The sequence below is a fragment of the Vibrio ulleungensis genome (assembly GCF_016900875.1).
Lineage (GTDB): Bacteria > Pseudomonadota > Gammaproteobacteria > Enterobacterales > Vibrionaceae > Vibrio > Vibrio ulleungensis.
The window spans coordinates 121,683-138,080 of sequence record NZ_JAFEUM010000005.1 but is presented as its reverse complement, the minus strand read 5'-3'; the positions used below and the strand labels follow the sequence as shown (position 1 = coordinate 138,080).

13 protein-coding genes are annotated in these 16,398 nt (G+C 45.7%); 3 read left to right on the top strand and 10 right to left on the bottom strand.

The annotated features are described in order from the left end of the window. Window positions 1-97: 97 nt before the first annotated feature. From JQC93_RS13380 to JQC93_RS13345, 8 genes are all read right to left on the bottom strand, one after another. On the bottom strand, window positions 98-1,483 hold the full coding sequence (locus tag JQC93_RS13380) for a glycoside hydrolase family 30 protein (protein ID WP_205158934.1): 1,386 nt from the start codon (window positions 1,481-1,483) through the stop codon (window positions 98-100). Window positions 1,484-1,876: 393 nt separating this feature from the next. Next, a complete protein-coding gene (locus JQC93_RS13375; RefSeq protein WP_205158933.1) occupies window positions 1,877-2,896 on the bottom strand; it encodes an ABC transporter ATP-binding protein in 1,020 nt (339 codons plus the stop codon). Beyond that, on the bottom strand, window positions 2,896-3,894 hold the full coding sequence (locus JQC93_RS13370; RefSeq protein ID WP_205158932.1) for an ABC transporter ATP-binding protein: 999 nt from the start codon (window positions 3,892-3,894) through the stop codon (window positions 2,896-2,898). The genes JQC93_RS13375 and JQC93_RS13370 overlap by 1 nt, the downstream gene beginning before the upstream one ends. Next, entirely contained in the window at window positions 3,894-4,826 is a 933-nt protein-coding gene (locus JQC93_RS13365; RefSeq protein WP_205158931.1) for an ABC transporter permease, read from the bottom strand. Before JQC93_RS13365 ends, JQC93_RS13370 begins: the two co-directional genes overlap by 1 nt. A gap of 16 nt (window positions 4,827-4,842) precedes the next feature. Continuing rightward, window positions 4,843-5,835 carry an ABC transporter permease gene (locus tag JQC93_RS13360; RefSeq protein WP_084889084.1) on the bottom strand — a complete coding sequence of 331 codons (993 nt, stop codon included), beginning with the start codon at window positions 5,833-5,835 and terminating at the stop codon, window positions 4,843-4,845. 69 nt (window positions 5,836-5,904) lie between these two features. Continuing rightward, window positions 5,905-7,548, bottom strand: a complete 1,644-nt coding sequence (locus JQC93_RS13355; RefSeq protein WP_205158930.1) for an ABC transporter substrate-binding protein — start codon at window positions 7,546-7,548, stop codon at window positions 5,905-5,907. 33 nt (window positions 7,549-7,581) lie between these two features. Beyond that, window positions 7,582-9,327, bottom strand: coding sequence for a DUF2264 domain-containing protein (locus JQC93_RS13350; protein ID WP_205158929.1), 1,746 nt, complete (start codon window positions 9,325-9,327; stop codon window positions 7,582-7,584). A 9-nt stretch (window positions 9,328-9,336) separates the two neighbouring features. Then, window positions 9,337-10,518 carry a glycoside hydrolase family 88 protein gene (locus tag JQC93_RS13345; protein WP_205158928.1) on the bottom strand — a complete coding sequence of 394 codons (1,182 nt, stop codon included), beginning with the start codon at window positions 10,516-10,518 and terminating at the stop codon, window positions 9,337-9,339. A 251-nt stretch (window positions 10,519-10,769) separates the two neighbouring features. On the opposite strand from JQC93_RS13345, the gene JQC93_RS13340 reads away from it, so the two are divergent. The 3 genes from JQC93_RS13340 (at window position 10,770) to JQC93_RS13330 (ending at window position 13,396) form a co-directional block, all read left to right on the top strand. Continuing rightward, the gene (locus JQC93_RS13340; protein WP_205158927.1) at window positions 10,770-11,828 is read left to right on the top strand and encodes a LacI family DNA-binding transcriptional regulator; all 1,059 of its coding nucleotides are present in this window, start codon (window positions 10,770-10,772) and stop codon (window positions 11,826-11,828) included. 124 nt (window positions 11,829-11,952) lie between these two features. Then, window positions 11,953-12,714 carry a 2-dehydro-3-deoxy-D-gluconate 5-dehydrogenase KduD gene (kduD, locus tag JQC93_RS13335; RefSeq protein WP_205158926.1) on the top strand — a complete coding sequence of 254 codons (762 nt, stop codon included), beginning with the start codon at window positions 11,953-11,955 and terminating at the stop codon, window positions 12,712-12,714. Window positions 12,715-12,751: 37 nt separating this feature from the next. After that, on the top strand, window positions 12,752-13,396 hold the full coding sequence (locus JQC93_RS13330; protein WP_205158925.1) for an RpiB/LacA/LacB family sugar-phosphate isomerase: 645 nt from the start codon (window positions 12,752-12,754) through the stop codon (window positions 13,394-13,396). A gap of 340 nt (window positions 13,397-13,736) precedes the next feature. Here the strand turns inward: JQC93_RS13330 and glmS are convergent, their stop codons facing one another. Together glmS and JQC93_RS13320 are read right to left on the bottom strand one after the other, a co-directional pair. Next, entirely contained in the window at window positions 13,737-15,569 is a 1,833-nt protein-coding gene (gene glmS, locus JQC93_RS13325) for a glutamine--fructose-6-phosphate transaminase (isomerizing) (protein WP_205158924.1), read from the bottom strand. Between the two features lie 29 nt (window positions 15,570-15,598). Further along, the gene (locus JQC93_RS13320; protein WP_205158923.1) at window positions 15,599-16,366 is read right to left on the bottom strand and encodes a DeoR/GlpR family DNA-binding transcription regulator; all 768 of its coding nucleotides are present in this window, start codon (window positions 16,364-16,366) and stop codon (window positions 15,599-15,601) included. Between the last annotated feature and the right edge of the window lie 32 nt (window positions 16,367-16,398).

Genomic DNA, 16,398 nt, shown 5'->3' with positions numbered 1-16,398 from the left:
ATTTGGGGTTGATTAAACGGTTAAATACACCTCCTTATTAAAACACCAGCAATATAACCCTCACTAATTACATTGCTGGTTATTAAGACGATTAAAACTAAATAATAAATGTTGATATTGAATTATTAGGTAGCGAAATATTGACTGCTTTTCCGTCCACCATTAAAGTCATTTCGGCAATGTGCCCTTCATTTTGAGCGACGATAACAATCTCACCATTGGGGTTTTTGTAGGCGACAGCAGAAACCGCCTTGGCATTGGTTCTGGTTCCTGTACCACTGACCTCGACAGGCTTAGCCGTCGTTGTGGTTAAGATTCTTTTAGCACCGGTTTGAATGTACTTAGAGAAGTGACCGATGTAGTAATAGGAGATGTTGTAGATCAGTTGCTGCTTTTTCCGGTCATACATAATTGGCGCTTCACAGAAGTTACTGACGTGATTCGGCCCACCTTCTTCGTTTAAGAACAAGTTCCAATCAATCCAGCCTCTTGACCAGTTATTGAAGTCACCAATGATGTTGCGGCCATAGTGCTCACCATTTTCCCAAACAGGTTCATTGCCATAAATCCCGTACTCTACACAGCCTTCGGTAAATAAGATGTGCTTCTCAGGGAATAGGTCGTGCAGTTTGCCTAATAACTCAAAGTCTTCACTGACATACCAATGATTGCCCACCCCCCAAATGTATTTAGCCGCTTCGGGGTCAGAGTAAGCTGGGATAGCGCGCTCTAAGATTAGGTCTCGGTTGTGATCCCAAATCACAATGTTTTTATCCGCTTGATTATTGATTTCAAGCGTTGGTCCTAAGTAGTCGCGAACAAAGTTTTTTTCTTCATCGGCGCTGTATTGGCATGAATCCCATGTTTGTGTGGCTGCGGGCTCGTTTTGCACGCTTACCCCCCATAAATTTATACCGCGATCTTGCATGCCATGAATAAATTTGGAGAAGTAATTCGCCCAAGCTTGATGGTATTCTGGTAGGAGTTTGCCACCGTAGTTCATTTCATTATTGTCTTTCATGAAAGCTGGGGGAGACCAAGGTGATGCGAGCAGAGTCAGGTCTTCACCTGCAATCTCTTGAGCCTCTTTTATCATCGGGATGATCAGCTCATCGTCATGTGACATGTCAAAGGTATCGAGCGCTGCATCACCCTCTTCGATGTAGGTGTAATTACCCAGTCCAAAGTCACAAGAGTGAATGCTTAAGCGGCCTAAGTTGTAGCCCAACCCTTCTGATTTAGAAAAATACGCAGTTAAAGCTTCTTGGCGAATAGCCTCTGGTGCCTCAGATAGAGTCACTGCTGCAGCTTCAGTAAATGAACCACCGAATCCCATATGCTCTTGAAACTCTTGTGAAGAGTCGACTGCGATCAAATTTTGAGGTTTGAACTCGACTTCATTGAGATCTTTAAATATGACATCTGGCTGCGGAGTCCAAAACTCTTTACTCGCCTTTTTAGTTCTTACCAACTTAGCTTTCATCTTTTCACCTTAATAAACCTTGAACTTACTGACTTGAATATATAACGATGAAGATCGTTATTGTTCTATTACCTTAGAGCTCAATAAAATATAAATAACTCAGTACTAAACATTAGCGCCAAATCAATAGCGTATTTTATTTACTAACTTTAAAGAGCAAGGTAATTAGCTAGCATATGATTTTAAACACCAAATAAATGCTCAAAACAATATACAGCCAAGTTGTTACTTGGTTAAAAAGGGCCACCAGTGAGGATTTGCACTGGTGGCATGGCAAAAGGCCAATAATGTGAATTTGTTGATGCTTGAGTTGGTACGACTCCTCGTCAAGCGGGTATAGCACAGGGGGTTATTGAGACCAGCAACATCACTACTTATTGCTGGTCTTATTGGTTAAACAAACAGATGGCAACGCGTGAAGTGATTAGGAGCCACTTCTACGGCATCGGGTAAATACTCGCTGCATTGTGCTTTCGCTTGAGGGCAACGAGCCGCGTACGGACAGCCTTTTCTATCAGGCGACCACATCGGTGTTTCCATCGAACGATGCGTTGGAAGCTTTTCGTGTATGCTTCGGCTTGGATCAGGAACAGCCGCCAGCAACAATTGCGTGTAAGGGTGTTGCGGGTTTTGAGTGATCTCTTCGGTTGATCCCCACTCCACCATATGACCGCAATACAGCACAACAGTGTCTTCTGCGAAGTAACGAGCTGTCGCGATGTCATGCGTGATATACATGAACGCCTTGCCCATCTCCTTCTTCATTTTGTTCATCAGGTTAAGTACGCCAATGCGAATAGAAACATCCAACATTGAGGTGGGTTCATCGGCCAAAATTACTTTTGCGCCAATGGCCAATGTTTTTGCAAGAAAGACACGCTGTCTTTGTCCGCCAGACAGTTGGTGAGGAAATTTCCCTAGCACCTCTTTAGCGGGTGTAAGACCGACCTCAGTCAGGATCTCAACCATTTTTTCGTCTGCTTCAGGCCCAGGCTTTAAACCATGATAGATCTGCAGCGGTCTCATCAAATGGTAACGGATCGTATGCAGTGGGTTTAGCGAACTGAACGGGTCTTGAAACACCATTTGAACGTCACGGCGATAGTCTGCCAGCTCTTCACCGCCATCGATATCATCAATGTTTTTACCACGATAATAGATCGCGCCTTCTGTCGCTTTGTGGATTTTGGTCGCAATTTTTGCGCTGGTGCTTTTTCCACATCCAGATTCACCTACGACCGCCAAGCAGCGCCCTTCGCGCAGTTCAAAATCTAGACCATTAACCGCTCGTAAAAATTGCTTAGGTCCAAACCACGAATCGCGTTTTTTCGAGAAATCGATGGTTAGGTTTTTCGCTTCTAAAACAACTGGATGCTGTTTATCAAAATCTTTTTCAGGAGTTGCTACAGACATTATACAGCCTCCAAAGTGGATGATGGTGTTGACTCAATTGGCATTGGATCGTGACAAGCAACCCAGCGGTTTTCTCCCGCGCCAACTAACTTAGGCTCGGCTTGGCGACACGCTTCGGTCGCTTTAAAGCAGCGCGGTGCAAATCGACAGCCCTGTGGAACGTTACTCAGATCCAATGGTGTGCCTGGTATGCCCTTCATCTCTTGAAGTTCACCATGCAGCGTCGGGAACGAATCCCCTAAGCCATGCGCATAAGGGTGCTTAGGCTTACTCAAAATCTCTTTAGCGGGTGCCAACTCGACAAGTTGACCAGAGTACATGATGCCAATTCGGTCACACAACTCGACCATTAAACTTAGGTCGTGAGTAATGAACAAAATTGAAAAACCGAACTCTTCCTTAAGCTGATACACCTTTTGCAGAATTTCACGTTGAACCACAACGTCTAACGCTGTTGTTGGCTCATCCATGATCAATAGCTTAGGTTTTAGCGCTAACGCCAATGCAATCACCACACGTTGACGCATTCCGCCCGAGAACTGATGCGGATAGTCAAACAAACGCTCAGTAGGAATATCCACAATTCTAAGTAACTCTTTGGCTTTCTCTATCGATTCTTCTCGATTTTTAACCACGTTGTGGGCTTCAAAAATATCTCTAAACTGGTACTCAATCGTTTTCACTGGGTTAAGGCAGTTCATTGCACTTTGAAAGACCATCGAGGTATCTTTCCAACGAAAGCTTCTTAGCTCTTCATCGTTCATGCCCAGCACATCTTGACCTTCAAATAAAATCTCACCATCAGAGATCATTGCAGGCGGGCGGTGCAATCGCATCAGAGAATAGGCAATGGTCGATTTACCACAGCCAGATTCACCAGCTAAACCAAGGATTTCGCGCTCGCCAATGTGAAAACTCACATCATTTACCGCGCGAACTCGGCCATCAAAGGTAATGTAGTCCACACACAGGTTTTTAACTTCGACTAGTTTTTTCATTACGCCTGCTCCGCGGTCTTAAGTTGTTCTTTTGCTGCTTGTTTAGCGGCTTTCTTCTCTTCTCGACGGAATCGAGCCATGATGCGCTGCGCTTTTAGTTTCGGGTTAGAAATCTCGTCAATCGAGAAGTTAATCAGTGCTAGACCAATCGCAACCAAAGTCAGTGCCACACTTGGCGCTAGGATTTCCCACCATGCTCCAATACGAATCGCAGAGGTTTGGCTAGCGTTGTATAACATGCCGCCCCAAGTCACACTGAGTGGGTCACCCAGACCGATGAACTCAAGAGTTGCTTGTGTCATCACAGCGTAGATAACCGTACCGATAAAGCTAGAGGCTAAAATCGACAGCATGTTTGGCATCACTTCAGCAAACAGCATGCGTTTTTTGGTTTCGCCCATCACTTCCGCCGCGTGAACAAAGTCTCTATTGCGAATTGCCAATGTCTGCGAACGCAGTACCCTTGCACCCCATGGCCAAGACGTTAATCCGATGATAATAGCGATGACCGTCGGCGAAACCTGATTCAAGAATGCCGCTAGTACCAGCATCAAAGGTAAGCTTGGGATAACCATAACGATGTTGGTGATCAGCGATAAAATATTATCGACGATGCCACCAAAGTAACCGGCGGTAATACCCACTATCATGGCCATAAGAATGACAAATGTTCCGGCAATCAGCCCCACCATTAACGAAATACGACCTCCGTACAGCACTTGTGCCCATACGTCACGTCCCATTCGTGTTGTCCCCATAATATGGTCAGCACTCGGTGGCTGATGAGGACGACCTACACGTGCAGACGCTACATACTCGGTCAGTAGCGGCGCGAATGTGCACATCAATACCACGGTAAACACCAAGGCGATTCCGATGAATGCTTTTGGGTTATCCAGGAAAAACTGTTTTGCTATTTTTAGAAACTTCATTGTGTGTTTCTCCCAATTATTGTTCTAGTTCTGTACGAAGACGTGGGTCGAGGACAAACAGCAGACAATCGGCAATAAAGTTAGCGCCAAGCACCATCGCTGTCATAATCAATAGGTATCCCTGCACAAGCGGGTAATCACGAGCCAAAATAGCTTGATAAGTAATCTGTCCCAATCCTGGGTAGTTAAAAATGATTTCGATGATCAATGAGCCGCCGAATATTCCACCGATAGACATTGCAAAGGTTGTGATCATCGGTAGCACAGCATTTCGCGCGCCATACTGAAGCATCACTTTGTCGTCTTTTACGCCTTTAGCCCAGCCCATTACGATGAAGTCTTCACCCAGCTGATTGATCATGTTAGAGCGCATTCCCATGACGTTACCCATGCCCAAGGCCACCATACACGTCAGCGGTAAGGCGATGTGGTGCATTACGCTACCGATAAACTCAAAGCTCAATGCAGGATCAAGTTGCGGATCATAGGCATAGCCTGTTGGGAACCACTGTAGGTTTGATGCAAATAGGAAGTACATCGCTAACGCCATCACTACCGAGGGTGTCGATGAAATAATGACCGAACCAACAGTAATGACCGAGTCAGCCCATGTGCCACGTTTCCAAGCCACGTAAATGCCTAGTAGTGTGGTAATGGTGTAAGACACTATAAGATAAACACCGACCAGTAATAGAGTCCAAAGCATCCCGCGACCTAGCACATCAAATACCGGTGCAAAGAAACGTGTCGACATACCCCATTCACCAGAGAATATTGCCCCAATGTAGGTAATAAACTGATTAAACAATGGAACATTGGTCGAGTAGCCATATAGTGCTTCCAACGAAGCGATCATTTCAGGGCTAACATTGCCACCGTTTTGCGCTAAGCGAGCCAAAAACGACTGTATCGGGTCACCCGGCATCATACGAGGCAGAAAGAAGTTAATCGTCACTGCCGCCATAAACGCGAGCATGTAGAAGCCAAAACGGCTCAGTATGTATTTCATAGATTGAATCCCTAAGATAAAGAGACCACCACGTTCAGTGGTCTCTTAAACTGCATGGAGAACGGGTTATTAGCTTCTTGGCTTGATATAGCGCACGTGCAGCAGTTTGTTTTCACTAAAGGTTGCAGGGTGTGCAATTGGATTATCGGCATTAAAGAAGCCCGTAAATCGGCTGTCGTTGTACGAGTACCACACAGCATTAAGGTACAGTGGAATTTGCACAACGTTCTCGGCATAGTGTCGTTCGATTTCGCCAACGATCTCTTTTTGCTTGTCGCTGTCTAAGGTTTTACTTAAGACCGCAATCGCTTCATCGATGTCCTGGTTAGCGTAGTTATGCATTGCTGTGGACCACCAGTTACCCGTTTTCGCGTAACGAGAGTGCATGGTGTAGTCGTAAAACTTCCACACTGATGAGGCAGAACTACCAGCGCCTATGTTGGCGTCAAAGTTGCCGCCGTTCCAGTTTTTAGAGTATGCAGACGTTTCAGGGGTAATAAGGTTGGCTTTGATACCTGCTTCGCGAAGGCCTTCAACCGCAATAGTCGCGTTGTTAACCATCGCGCCCCAACCACTTGGTACCTGGATCATAAACTCAAGCTTGCTGCCGTCTTTGTTTTCAATGTACCCATCGCCAGTAACATCTTTGTATCCAGCATCAGCCAAAATTTGTTTGGCTTTGCTCATGTCAAACTGATTGAACTCGGCCCATGTTTTTTCAGCTACGTCGTCTTTCCAAGAGGACAACGATCCAGATAGGTTGGTTGCAGAGTTGCCCAGTTTTACGTAACCATAGGCTCCGAGGTCACGCATTGCTTCTCGGTCCATCGCAAGACTTGCGGCCTTACGAAACTCAACATCATTAAAGGCTTTTTTGGCGCCTTCATTTTCTGTGTCGTAGTTAAAGGTTAAGCGCACGCCATCACCTGACGGGAACCAGTATTTGTTGCCGTCGGCAGAGTTCACGTAGAGGCGATCAATATCGGGTACAAAGATATTGTGCCAATCGGTAGAACCTTTAGACATCATTTCCAATGCCGCGTCAGACGAAGAAAATTGTGGGAACTCCAAGCAACGAATTTCAATGTCGTCATTCCAGTAATTCTCGTTCACACACTGGGTATAAATTTGAGGGGTAAAGCGTTCGATTTCAGTAAACGGTCCTGTACCCACTGGGTTTTGAACAATCTCTCGCGTTGGATCTTCAACCGAAGACCAAATGTGCTGAGGGATAATAGTGGTCTTTAACACATTAAGGTGTACAAACGCATTTTGCTCAGCAAGGTGGAACTTGATGGTGTTTTCGTCGATTTTTTCGACACTGCTTACCGCAGTGTTAACCCCAGATAAATCGATAGATGGATTCTGCTTGGTGTACTCAAACGTAAACAAAATATCTTCTACGGTGAAGTCTTCACCGTCAGACCATTTAACCCCTTCGCGAATATCTACGGTCAGCGTTTTAAGATCTTCGCTGATTTCATAGCTGGTCGCTAGCCAAGGATGCTCTTTTTGAGAATCTAACTGATTGAACAAAAACAGCGGCTCATACGCGTAGCCTGTCGATGCCAAACCACCAAGCCAAGGGTTAAAGTTGCGCGTCCATGCCGTCGATTGCTCATCTAAAATGCGCAAGTTTGGTGTACTGTTATCCGCGGCAAACGCACCTGAAACCAGTCCGCCCGCCACTATTGCAGTAAGAGTCTTCTTCATCATTTGTCCTTTTGATTCAATATATTTTTATTATTAAGTTGTAGGGTGAACACGGTAGCGACTGATCAATTGGTGCTTTCCTGCACTCAGCTTAGTCAGCAGATACGGTACGTGTGTTCTAGGGGAAACGACGTTCGTATGTATACGATATCCATCGCGTGATTCTTTTTCATAGCCATCAAGGCTAATGATTTGTGAGGTCCCATTTGCACCTCGAATTTCTATATTGGCCTGAATGCCCTGTCGTTGTATTAGGGTCTCTTTAGGCTGGTACCAGTTGCTCACGGCAAATCCAGACTCGACAACCCATGCATTCTGAGGAAGCTCAATAGTGTGAGTGCGAATAGACTCGCCATTATCCAGCACGTCAATCACAGTAGTGATACTCATGGTGCCAGTCGTCCATTCAATGCTCATGCGGTTTTGTGTTTCATCGACAATGACATGGTGGTTACTCATACGCATTTGCCAATTCACACCTTCATCGAAGCTAATTGCCAAAATATTATCGCCAAATAACATCTGGTGGCTGTCTTTCAACGAGTCGAAGTCCGCACCAAAACAGGTGGAGTAGGCGAACTTATTGTACTTATCGACCTGAAACTGCTGTTCGATGGTGCCAGAGAAATGTGCAATGCTGTGACCACCAACGCGCTGAATGATGGTGTTCGCGGCTGGCATGGCATACACCTCTTGGCTCAGTGCCAACGGTTTTTCTTCAACCTGCCAAAATGGGTGTGAGTCTTCTAATGCAAGAGGTAAAAATGCTTTAAATGCCCAATACGGCGACGTCGGTGAGTTGTACCCTTCACAGACTGTCAGCGTCGGGTAATCGTACCCTCGGGTTAACAGCCCTTCGGTAGTAAAAATAGGCTTGTCTTTCCATTGACGAAGATGACGCGCCCAAAGCCCTTTAATGGTTCCTAGCTCCATCGCCGACAAATCTGAAATTGCGGCGCTTGCCCAAAAACCAGCAGTCGCAAAGCGATAGGTAAGCGATCGCCCTTGTGCCATGCATTCGCCTGATTCGGCGAACCAATATGAAAACGGTTCACAAAACTCGTTCGCTCGCTCAATGAACAATTGTTTGAGTTCATTGTCTGCATCTTCAATCAAACTTGCATAGATTAAACTGTAATAATGGATTGCAAACCCACCATAGTGATCGATGTTTTTTCCTGCACCGTCGCCGTACCAACCATCACCAAGGTAAAAACTTTTCAGTGTCTTTAGGTAACTGGCTTCTTTGTTAATATCTACCAGGTCGCTACGGCCGACTTTTCTAAGCCCTGCTTGAACCAAAATGGTAAAAAATAGCCAGTTATTTTGAGGCATTTGCGCCTGTTGAATTTGAGCTAACCACTGAGCGAAGTTCTCTTTGGTTTGAGGATCCAATGGAGCCCACCCGTGCTCAGGTAACGCCGCTAGCAACAAGCCAAATGCAGCTTTCTCTACACTGGTTTGATTGATGGTTTCCATCACTCCCCAGTAATTAGGGTGATTTGGATCCGTGCCTTGTGAAATGGCAGTGTGAAAAAGGTCCCAGTGTTCAAACTCCCCGCCACCTTTTACTAACGGAATGATTCCCCAAAGCAGACGAGCAACCCCTTCGAGTGCACTGGCGCTCATGTCAAAGATTGCACCACCTTGATCAAAGTCCATTTTTGCACCCTGTGATGCCAAGTACGGGCGAACAGGCTCGAATAGATCTAGGACCAATTGTTGATAGTCTTGCTTAGTGACCATCGGGTTTTCAGAAAACGGCTTATAGAATGGCATGAGAATGACCTACTTTTTCCAGAAGAAATTGGTATGCCCTTGGGCACGCATTACGGCTTCAAAATAGTAATAGTCGCCATACGGCAACATGCCATCGGAATAGAACTTGGTTTCAGGGCTATTGGTTCTGCGTACATGTGACGCTCCACCCGATAACAAGCCTTGAGCATGTTCATATTCTGTCAGGTCATGATTCTCGTGTAAGGCCAGTAGCATTTTCTCTGCTAGTGCTTGATATTTCTCAGCTTGCTGGCCGTTGTCCGCCTTTTTGTAAACATCGGCAAGCATAAATAGCCCAGATGCAGTAACCGCACCCGCGGATGTATCTTTGAACGGTGTTTCACCTTCAGGTAATAGGTAATCCCAAACTGGAACGTAGTCTTCGGTAATATGTTCCACTACCCAGTCCATCAATTTTGCACTGATGTCGGCATAACGTAGGTCCCCGGTGGTTTCCGCTAATTGTGCGTAACCGTGAATTGCCCAGGCTTGGCCACGGCTCCAGCAAGATTCATCGGCATAACCTTGCATGGTTTTTCCACCAACCGGTTTATTGGTGCGTGGATCAAAGTCAAATGAGTGATAGGTACTAAAGTCGTCGCGAATCAGGTATTTCAGCGAGGTTTCAGCTTGTTGCATGGCAACTTGTTTGAAGCTTTCTACACACGTTTCTTGGTAGGCCCACAATAGAAGCCCTAGATTTTGCATGCAATCGATGATGATTTTGCCTTGAACAACCTCTGCATGACCAGGATTACCCGCCTCTGCATTCCACGCCGGAAGATACTCGCCATTCCAGTTGAAGCGATTTCTAAGAGCTTCGGCAGCACGTAACCCACGTTGGCGCGCCTCTTTGCATCCGGTGAGCTTGTAATCGGCTACAGCCGTAAGGCTGAACAGAAAGCCCATATCATGATCAATCCAAGTAGGTGTGCCTAACACACGCTCAAAGTGCTCATTTCGCATACGAGCGCTGTTCTTAAACTTCTCTTCTCCAGTCAAGCTATATGCCAGCCAGAGCTGCCCTGTCCAGAATGAGTCTGTCCAGTAGTAAACATTTGGGTAACGCCAATTGAAATCAGGAGCGCCATAACCGATTTCTGGGTTACGCGTGCCAACTCTTGGAATATTTCTCTCAATGGAATGCAGAATATTGGTCTGCATTTTTTCGAATTTGGTCTGGTTATCCATATTTCACTCTCTAAATCTTTGTCGTTGTCGACTCACTGGAAATGATTATGCATCACGAGAAAAACCCCGACCGTGAACAAGATCTAATTTTGAGATATTTCCCTTTCTCGTGAAATATTTCACAAAATGACTCATTTCGTGAAATTTATCTTTTAACTCTGAGGAAAATTAACTATAGTGAATACCGTAGAAAATCGAATTAGATTGATAGTGATATCAAGTGAAAAATTAAGGATTACACTTTGAATGTTATGAAAAAAGTCACGATTTCAGATCTCTCTGAAATGACAGGGATCTCAAGAAGCACTGTATCTCGAGTCCTGAATAACAATCCAAATGTGCATACGGATATAAAGCGTCAGGTTGAAGAAGCCATTGAGAAAAGTGGTTACCAACGCAAAGCTGCAAAGCTAAAGCTGACTGCGCCAGTCACGTCAGTGAACATCGCGACCACTGTGCCAGTGGGCTCACCCGATCAGTTCTACACCATTATGATGAACGAGTTCCAAACGCAGCTTAGTGATATGGGAATCGAACCCAAACTCACGCTCATCAATGGCAAAATAGACCAGCAACAGATACTGAAAAAGCTCGAAAGTGCGGAATCTGTGCTGATGCTAGGGCCCGAGTTACCAGAGGTTGCCCATAAGCTTGCTGATCAAGAAAAACCTATTGTATTAGTCAATGGTTACGACGATAAAATGCGCCTTTCTAGTGTCTCATTAGACTATGAACTGGGCGGTGAGTTAGCGGCAAAACACCTGATTGAGTATGGACATAAAAAGCTCGCCATGCTTACAGCACAAACCCGTCCATCCATTCGAAAGCGAACCTATGGTTTTGAACGTAAAGCCAAAGAGTTAGGCGCTGAATCCGTAGAAATCATCGATATCATCGAGATGTGCAATAAGCTTGATCACAAAGGATTAGCTGAGAAAATCATGGTCGGTAAAGCTGGTGCTGACTTTGGTGCTAGTCTGATCCTTCCTGAATTACTGGATTCGGGAATGCTTGATGACGCTACAGCGATTTTTTGTCTGTGTGACAGAACGGCCATCACACTAATCGAAGAGCTAGACAATCGCGGAATCAGGGTTCCAGACGACGTGTCTGTCATCGGGTTTGATAACTTGTCCATTAGTTCTATGGTCACCCCAACGCTCAGCTCAATTGGTGGTGAAATTTCATACATGGTGAAATCAACCATCGATGCACTTTTCCACGAGTTCAATAACACCAGTGATATTGCTACTCGAATCAACATAGGTGTGCAGTTATACAGTCGAGACTCCGTTAAGAAGCTCGAATAGCCAACAAACGAATTACCTAACAAAAACATAACCCTACGTATTCGACCATATCGGTCGAGTACAAGATTTTTGCACCCAAAATTTACATTTTGGACGCTCTAAGCATCTTAATAAGGAACTCACAATGATTTTAGAACAGTTCGATTTATCTGGAAAAGTGGCCATCGTCACTGGCTGTAATACAGGACTTGGTCAGGGAATGGCACTTGGGCTTGCACAGGCTGGCTGTCACATCGTAGGTATTAATTTTGCCGAACCTGCCGACACGAAGCACCAAGTTGAAGAGTTAGGTCGCCGGTTTTTAGATATCAGAGCAGACTTAATGAAAACCGAATGTATTCCATCGGTAATAGATCAAGCCGTTACAGAGTTTGGTCGTATCGATGTACTGGTCAACAATGCGGGCATTATCCGCCGCAACGACGCCATTGAGTTTACCGAGCAAGATTGGGATGACGTTATGGATCTCAACATTAAATCGACCTTCTTCATGTCACAGACAGTTGCCAAGCAATTTATTGCTCAAAACAGTGGTGGCAAGATCATCAACATCGCGTCAATGCTCTCATTCCAAGGAGGTATTCGCGTACCGTCCTACACAGCGTCTAAAAGCGCTGTACAAGGTGTCACTCGCGCCATGGCCAATGAGTGGGCTAAGCACAATATCAATGTCAATGCGATCGCCCCGGGATACATGGCGACGGACAATACCGCAGCACTTCGCGAAGATGAAAAGCGAAATCAAGACATACTTGCGCGTATTCCTGCTGAACGCTGGGGCAAACCTGAAGATGTCGCTGGCCCATGTGTCTTCCTAGCGTCAAGCGCCTCTGACTATGTAAATGGCTACACCATCGCCGTCGATGGTGGCTGGTTAGCTCGCTAAAGCACCGAAATAATCTATTTAACTTTGGAGTAATACAATGAAAATCGCTTTAATGATGGAAAACAGTCAAGCAGGTAAAAATGCTACTGTAGTCAATGAACTTAACGCAGTCGCTGACCAATTAGGCCACCCTGTATTTAACGTAGGTATGCACGATGACAATGACCATCACCTCACCTATATTCATCTAGGCATTATGGCTAGCATCTTACTCAATACTAAGGCTGTAGACTTTGTCTTTACCGGTTGTGGTACAGGCCAAGGCGCAATGATGTCGCTAAACCTACACCCAGGTGTAGTATGTGGTTACTGCCTCGATCCTTCCGATGCGTTTTTGTTTAACCAAATCAATAACGGTAATGCCCTATCTCTTGCCTTTGCCAAAGGGTACGGTTGGGGAGCAGAGTTGAACGTTCGCTATATGTTTGAAAAAGCGCTACTAACCGGTGAGCGCGGTTTAGGTTACCCACGAGAGCGTGCCGAACCTCAACAGCAAAATGCGAAGTTACTGAATGATGTAAAAGCAGCGGTGACTAAAAACGACTACCTTGATTCGCTAAAAGCTATCGATCAATCACTGGTTACACAGGCAGTATCAGGAAAACACTTCCAAGAGTGTTTCTTCGAACATTGTCAGGATAAAGACGTTGCAGACTACGTTCGCACTCTTATAAGCGCATAAGGGCGAGAGCATCTTTTGTTAAGGCTAAGGTTATCTACGTTATTACTTGATGCTGAGGCAGTTACTGCCTAGCCAAGTTTTCTAGACACACTGTAGACTAGGGTAGTCACTATAAAGGACTGCCCTTTTTTGACCGCAGCTGTTATTCATACCAGCACAACTTGATGAAGCGCGATGGATTCGGAAAGTTATCGACTGAAAGTTTTGAATCAGCTGAACCAATCTATCAGTTGGTAGAGTGCAAAAAAACGAGCTCTGCCTAGAAGTAAGCAGAGCTCGAACAGTATCGGTATGTTAGAGGCTACTGCTTAATTTCGAGCAGTAGCAAACCCCGTTTTAATTACTCAACAGTAACCGCTTTTGCTAGGTTACGAGGTTGATCCACATCGGTACCTTTAATAAGTGCTACATGGTAGGCCAAAAGCTGCATAGGCACTGTGTAGTAGATAGGAGCAACGACTTCATCAACGTGAGGAAGCTTGATGATCTTCATGTTTTCATCTTCTTCAAAACCTGCTGCTTCATCGGCAAACACATACAGTTGACCGCCACGAGCGCGTACTTCTTCAACGTTTGATTTTAGCTTCTCTAACAACTCGTTACTTGGCGCAACCACAACAACAGGCATATCGGCATCAATCAGAGCCAGTGGGCCGTGCTTTAGCTCGCCTGCTGCATAGGCTTCAGCGTGAATGTATGAGATCTCTTTAAGTTTAAGTGACGCTTCCATCGCAATCGGGTAAAACTCACCACGACCCAAAAACAACGTATGGTGTTTGTCAGCGAAATCCGGTGCCAGAGCTTCAATAGCTTTATCATAAGAGAGCGCGTATTCGATATGTGCTGGTAGCTCATGCAGTGACTTCACAATCTCTGCTTCACGTTTTTCATCAACACGACCTTGAAGGCGGCCAATAGACACAACCATCATCAGCATTGCAGCAAGTTGAGTGGTGAACGCTTTGGTTGATGCAACACCAATCTCGGTGCCTGCACGAGTCATGAAAGCAAAGTCTGATTCACGAACCAATGACGAGCCGGCAACGTTACAAATGGTCATTGCTGACATGTAGCCTTTTTCTTTAGCAAGACGCAGTGCAGCTAATGTATCGGCGGTTTCACCTGACTGAGAAAGTGTCACCAATAAGCTATTTGGACGTACCACAAAATCGCGGTAACGGAATTCAGAGGCGATCTCAACATCACAGCTGACTCCCGCAATTGACTCAAACCAATAGCGCGCAGCCATACCAGAGTTGTATGACGTACCACATGCGATGATTTGCACATGCTCTACTTTACTTAAAATCTCTTCAGCGCGAACGCCAATAGCATTGGTGATCACTGATTTTTCAGAGATGCGACCTTCCATTGTGCTAATAAGTGCAGCTGGTTGTTCAAAGATCTCTTTTTGCATGAAGTGGCGGTATTTGCCTTTATCGCCGGCATCGTGCTCGACCGTCGACTCAATGATTTCACGCTCTACACTTTCACCCAGTGCATTAAACACAGTCACATCACGGCGAGTGACTTCAGCAACATCACCCTCTTCTAAGTACATAAAGCGGCGCGTAACGCTAAGTAGCGCAAGCTGATCAGAGGCAAGGAAGTTTTCACCGACACCGAAGCCGATAACAATCGGGCTACCAGAGCGCGCAACCACAATGCGTGACGGGTCCCGACGATCAACAGCTACCGTACCGTACGCACCATCAAGCTGCTTAGCGGTTTTTTGCAGCGCTTCTAGCAGTGTTTCTGAGGTGCGAAGCTCCCACTCCACCATGTGTGCGATGACTTCAGTATCGGTTTGAGAGGTGAATACATAACCGCGGCTTTGCAGCAGTTCGCGCAACTCTTCATGGTTTTCGATGATGCCATTGTGCACCACAGCAATGTCACCAGACATATGTGGGTGAGCGTTGACTTCACTTGGCTCACCATGAGTTGCCCAGCGAGTGTGTGCAATACCAGTACCGCCCACAACTTTGGCTTCGTTTACTGCATCAGCAAGCTCTTGCACTTTACCAAGGCGACGCACGCGAGTTAGATTCGACTCAGCGTCAACGACGGCAACACCGGCAGAGTCGTAGCCACGGTATTCTAGGCGGCGTAAGCCTTCGACTAAAATTTCTGCTACATCACGTTGTGCTACTGCACCTACTATTCCACACATGTTTTTACTCCAAATAGTTAGTTTGCCACTTATTTTTCAGCGCGAACGACGCGCACGGCATTAGATTCAATAATTTGTTGTTGTTCTTGGCTGAGTTGCTCGTCAGTGACCAAGACATCAATAGCGTCCCAATCCAGTTCCAAGTTAGGCATACGTCGGCCAATTTTCTCGGACTCAATCATGACAATGACCTCTCGCGATGCGTCAGACATGACGCGGCTGAGGCCGGTTAATTCATTAAACGTTGTTGTACCGCGGTCTAGATCTAATCCATCGGCACCAATAAATAGCTGGTCAAAATCATAGGCTCTTAACGTTGCTTCAGCGACTTGCCCTTGAAACGAATCAGAATGTGCATCCCAAGTGCCGCCGGTCATAAGCAGGGTTGGCTCACTTTCTAGCTCGTTTAACGCATTGGCGACATTGAGAGAGTTTGTCATCACGACTAAGCCTTTGTAGTGCGACAAGTGTGGGATTAATGCCCCTGTAGTGCTACCACAATCTACGATAATGCGGTTGTGATCTTTGATCAGCTGCGCGGCAGCTTCCGCTAAGGACAATTTGACCGTAGAAACTAAACTATCCAGCTCTTGATTTATGGCTTCCGTTGGCAGAGCCACGGCACCACCATAGCGACGAACTAGCTGACCACCACGTTCTAGCATGGCTAGGTCCTTTCGAATCGTAACTTCAGAAGTTTCAAACTTGATCGCTAACTCTTCAACGCTAACATCACCTTTTCGGCTAACTAAAGTCGCAATTGCGTTTCTTCGAATCTGAGTATTTCGTTTCGTCATGATCGCTTAAGTTTCGTTTTGATTTCATGATT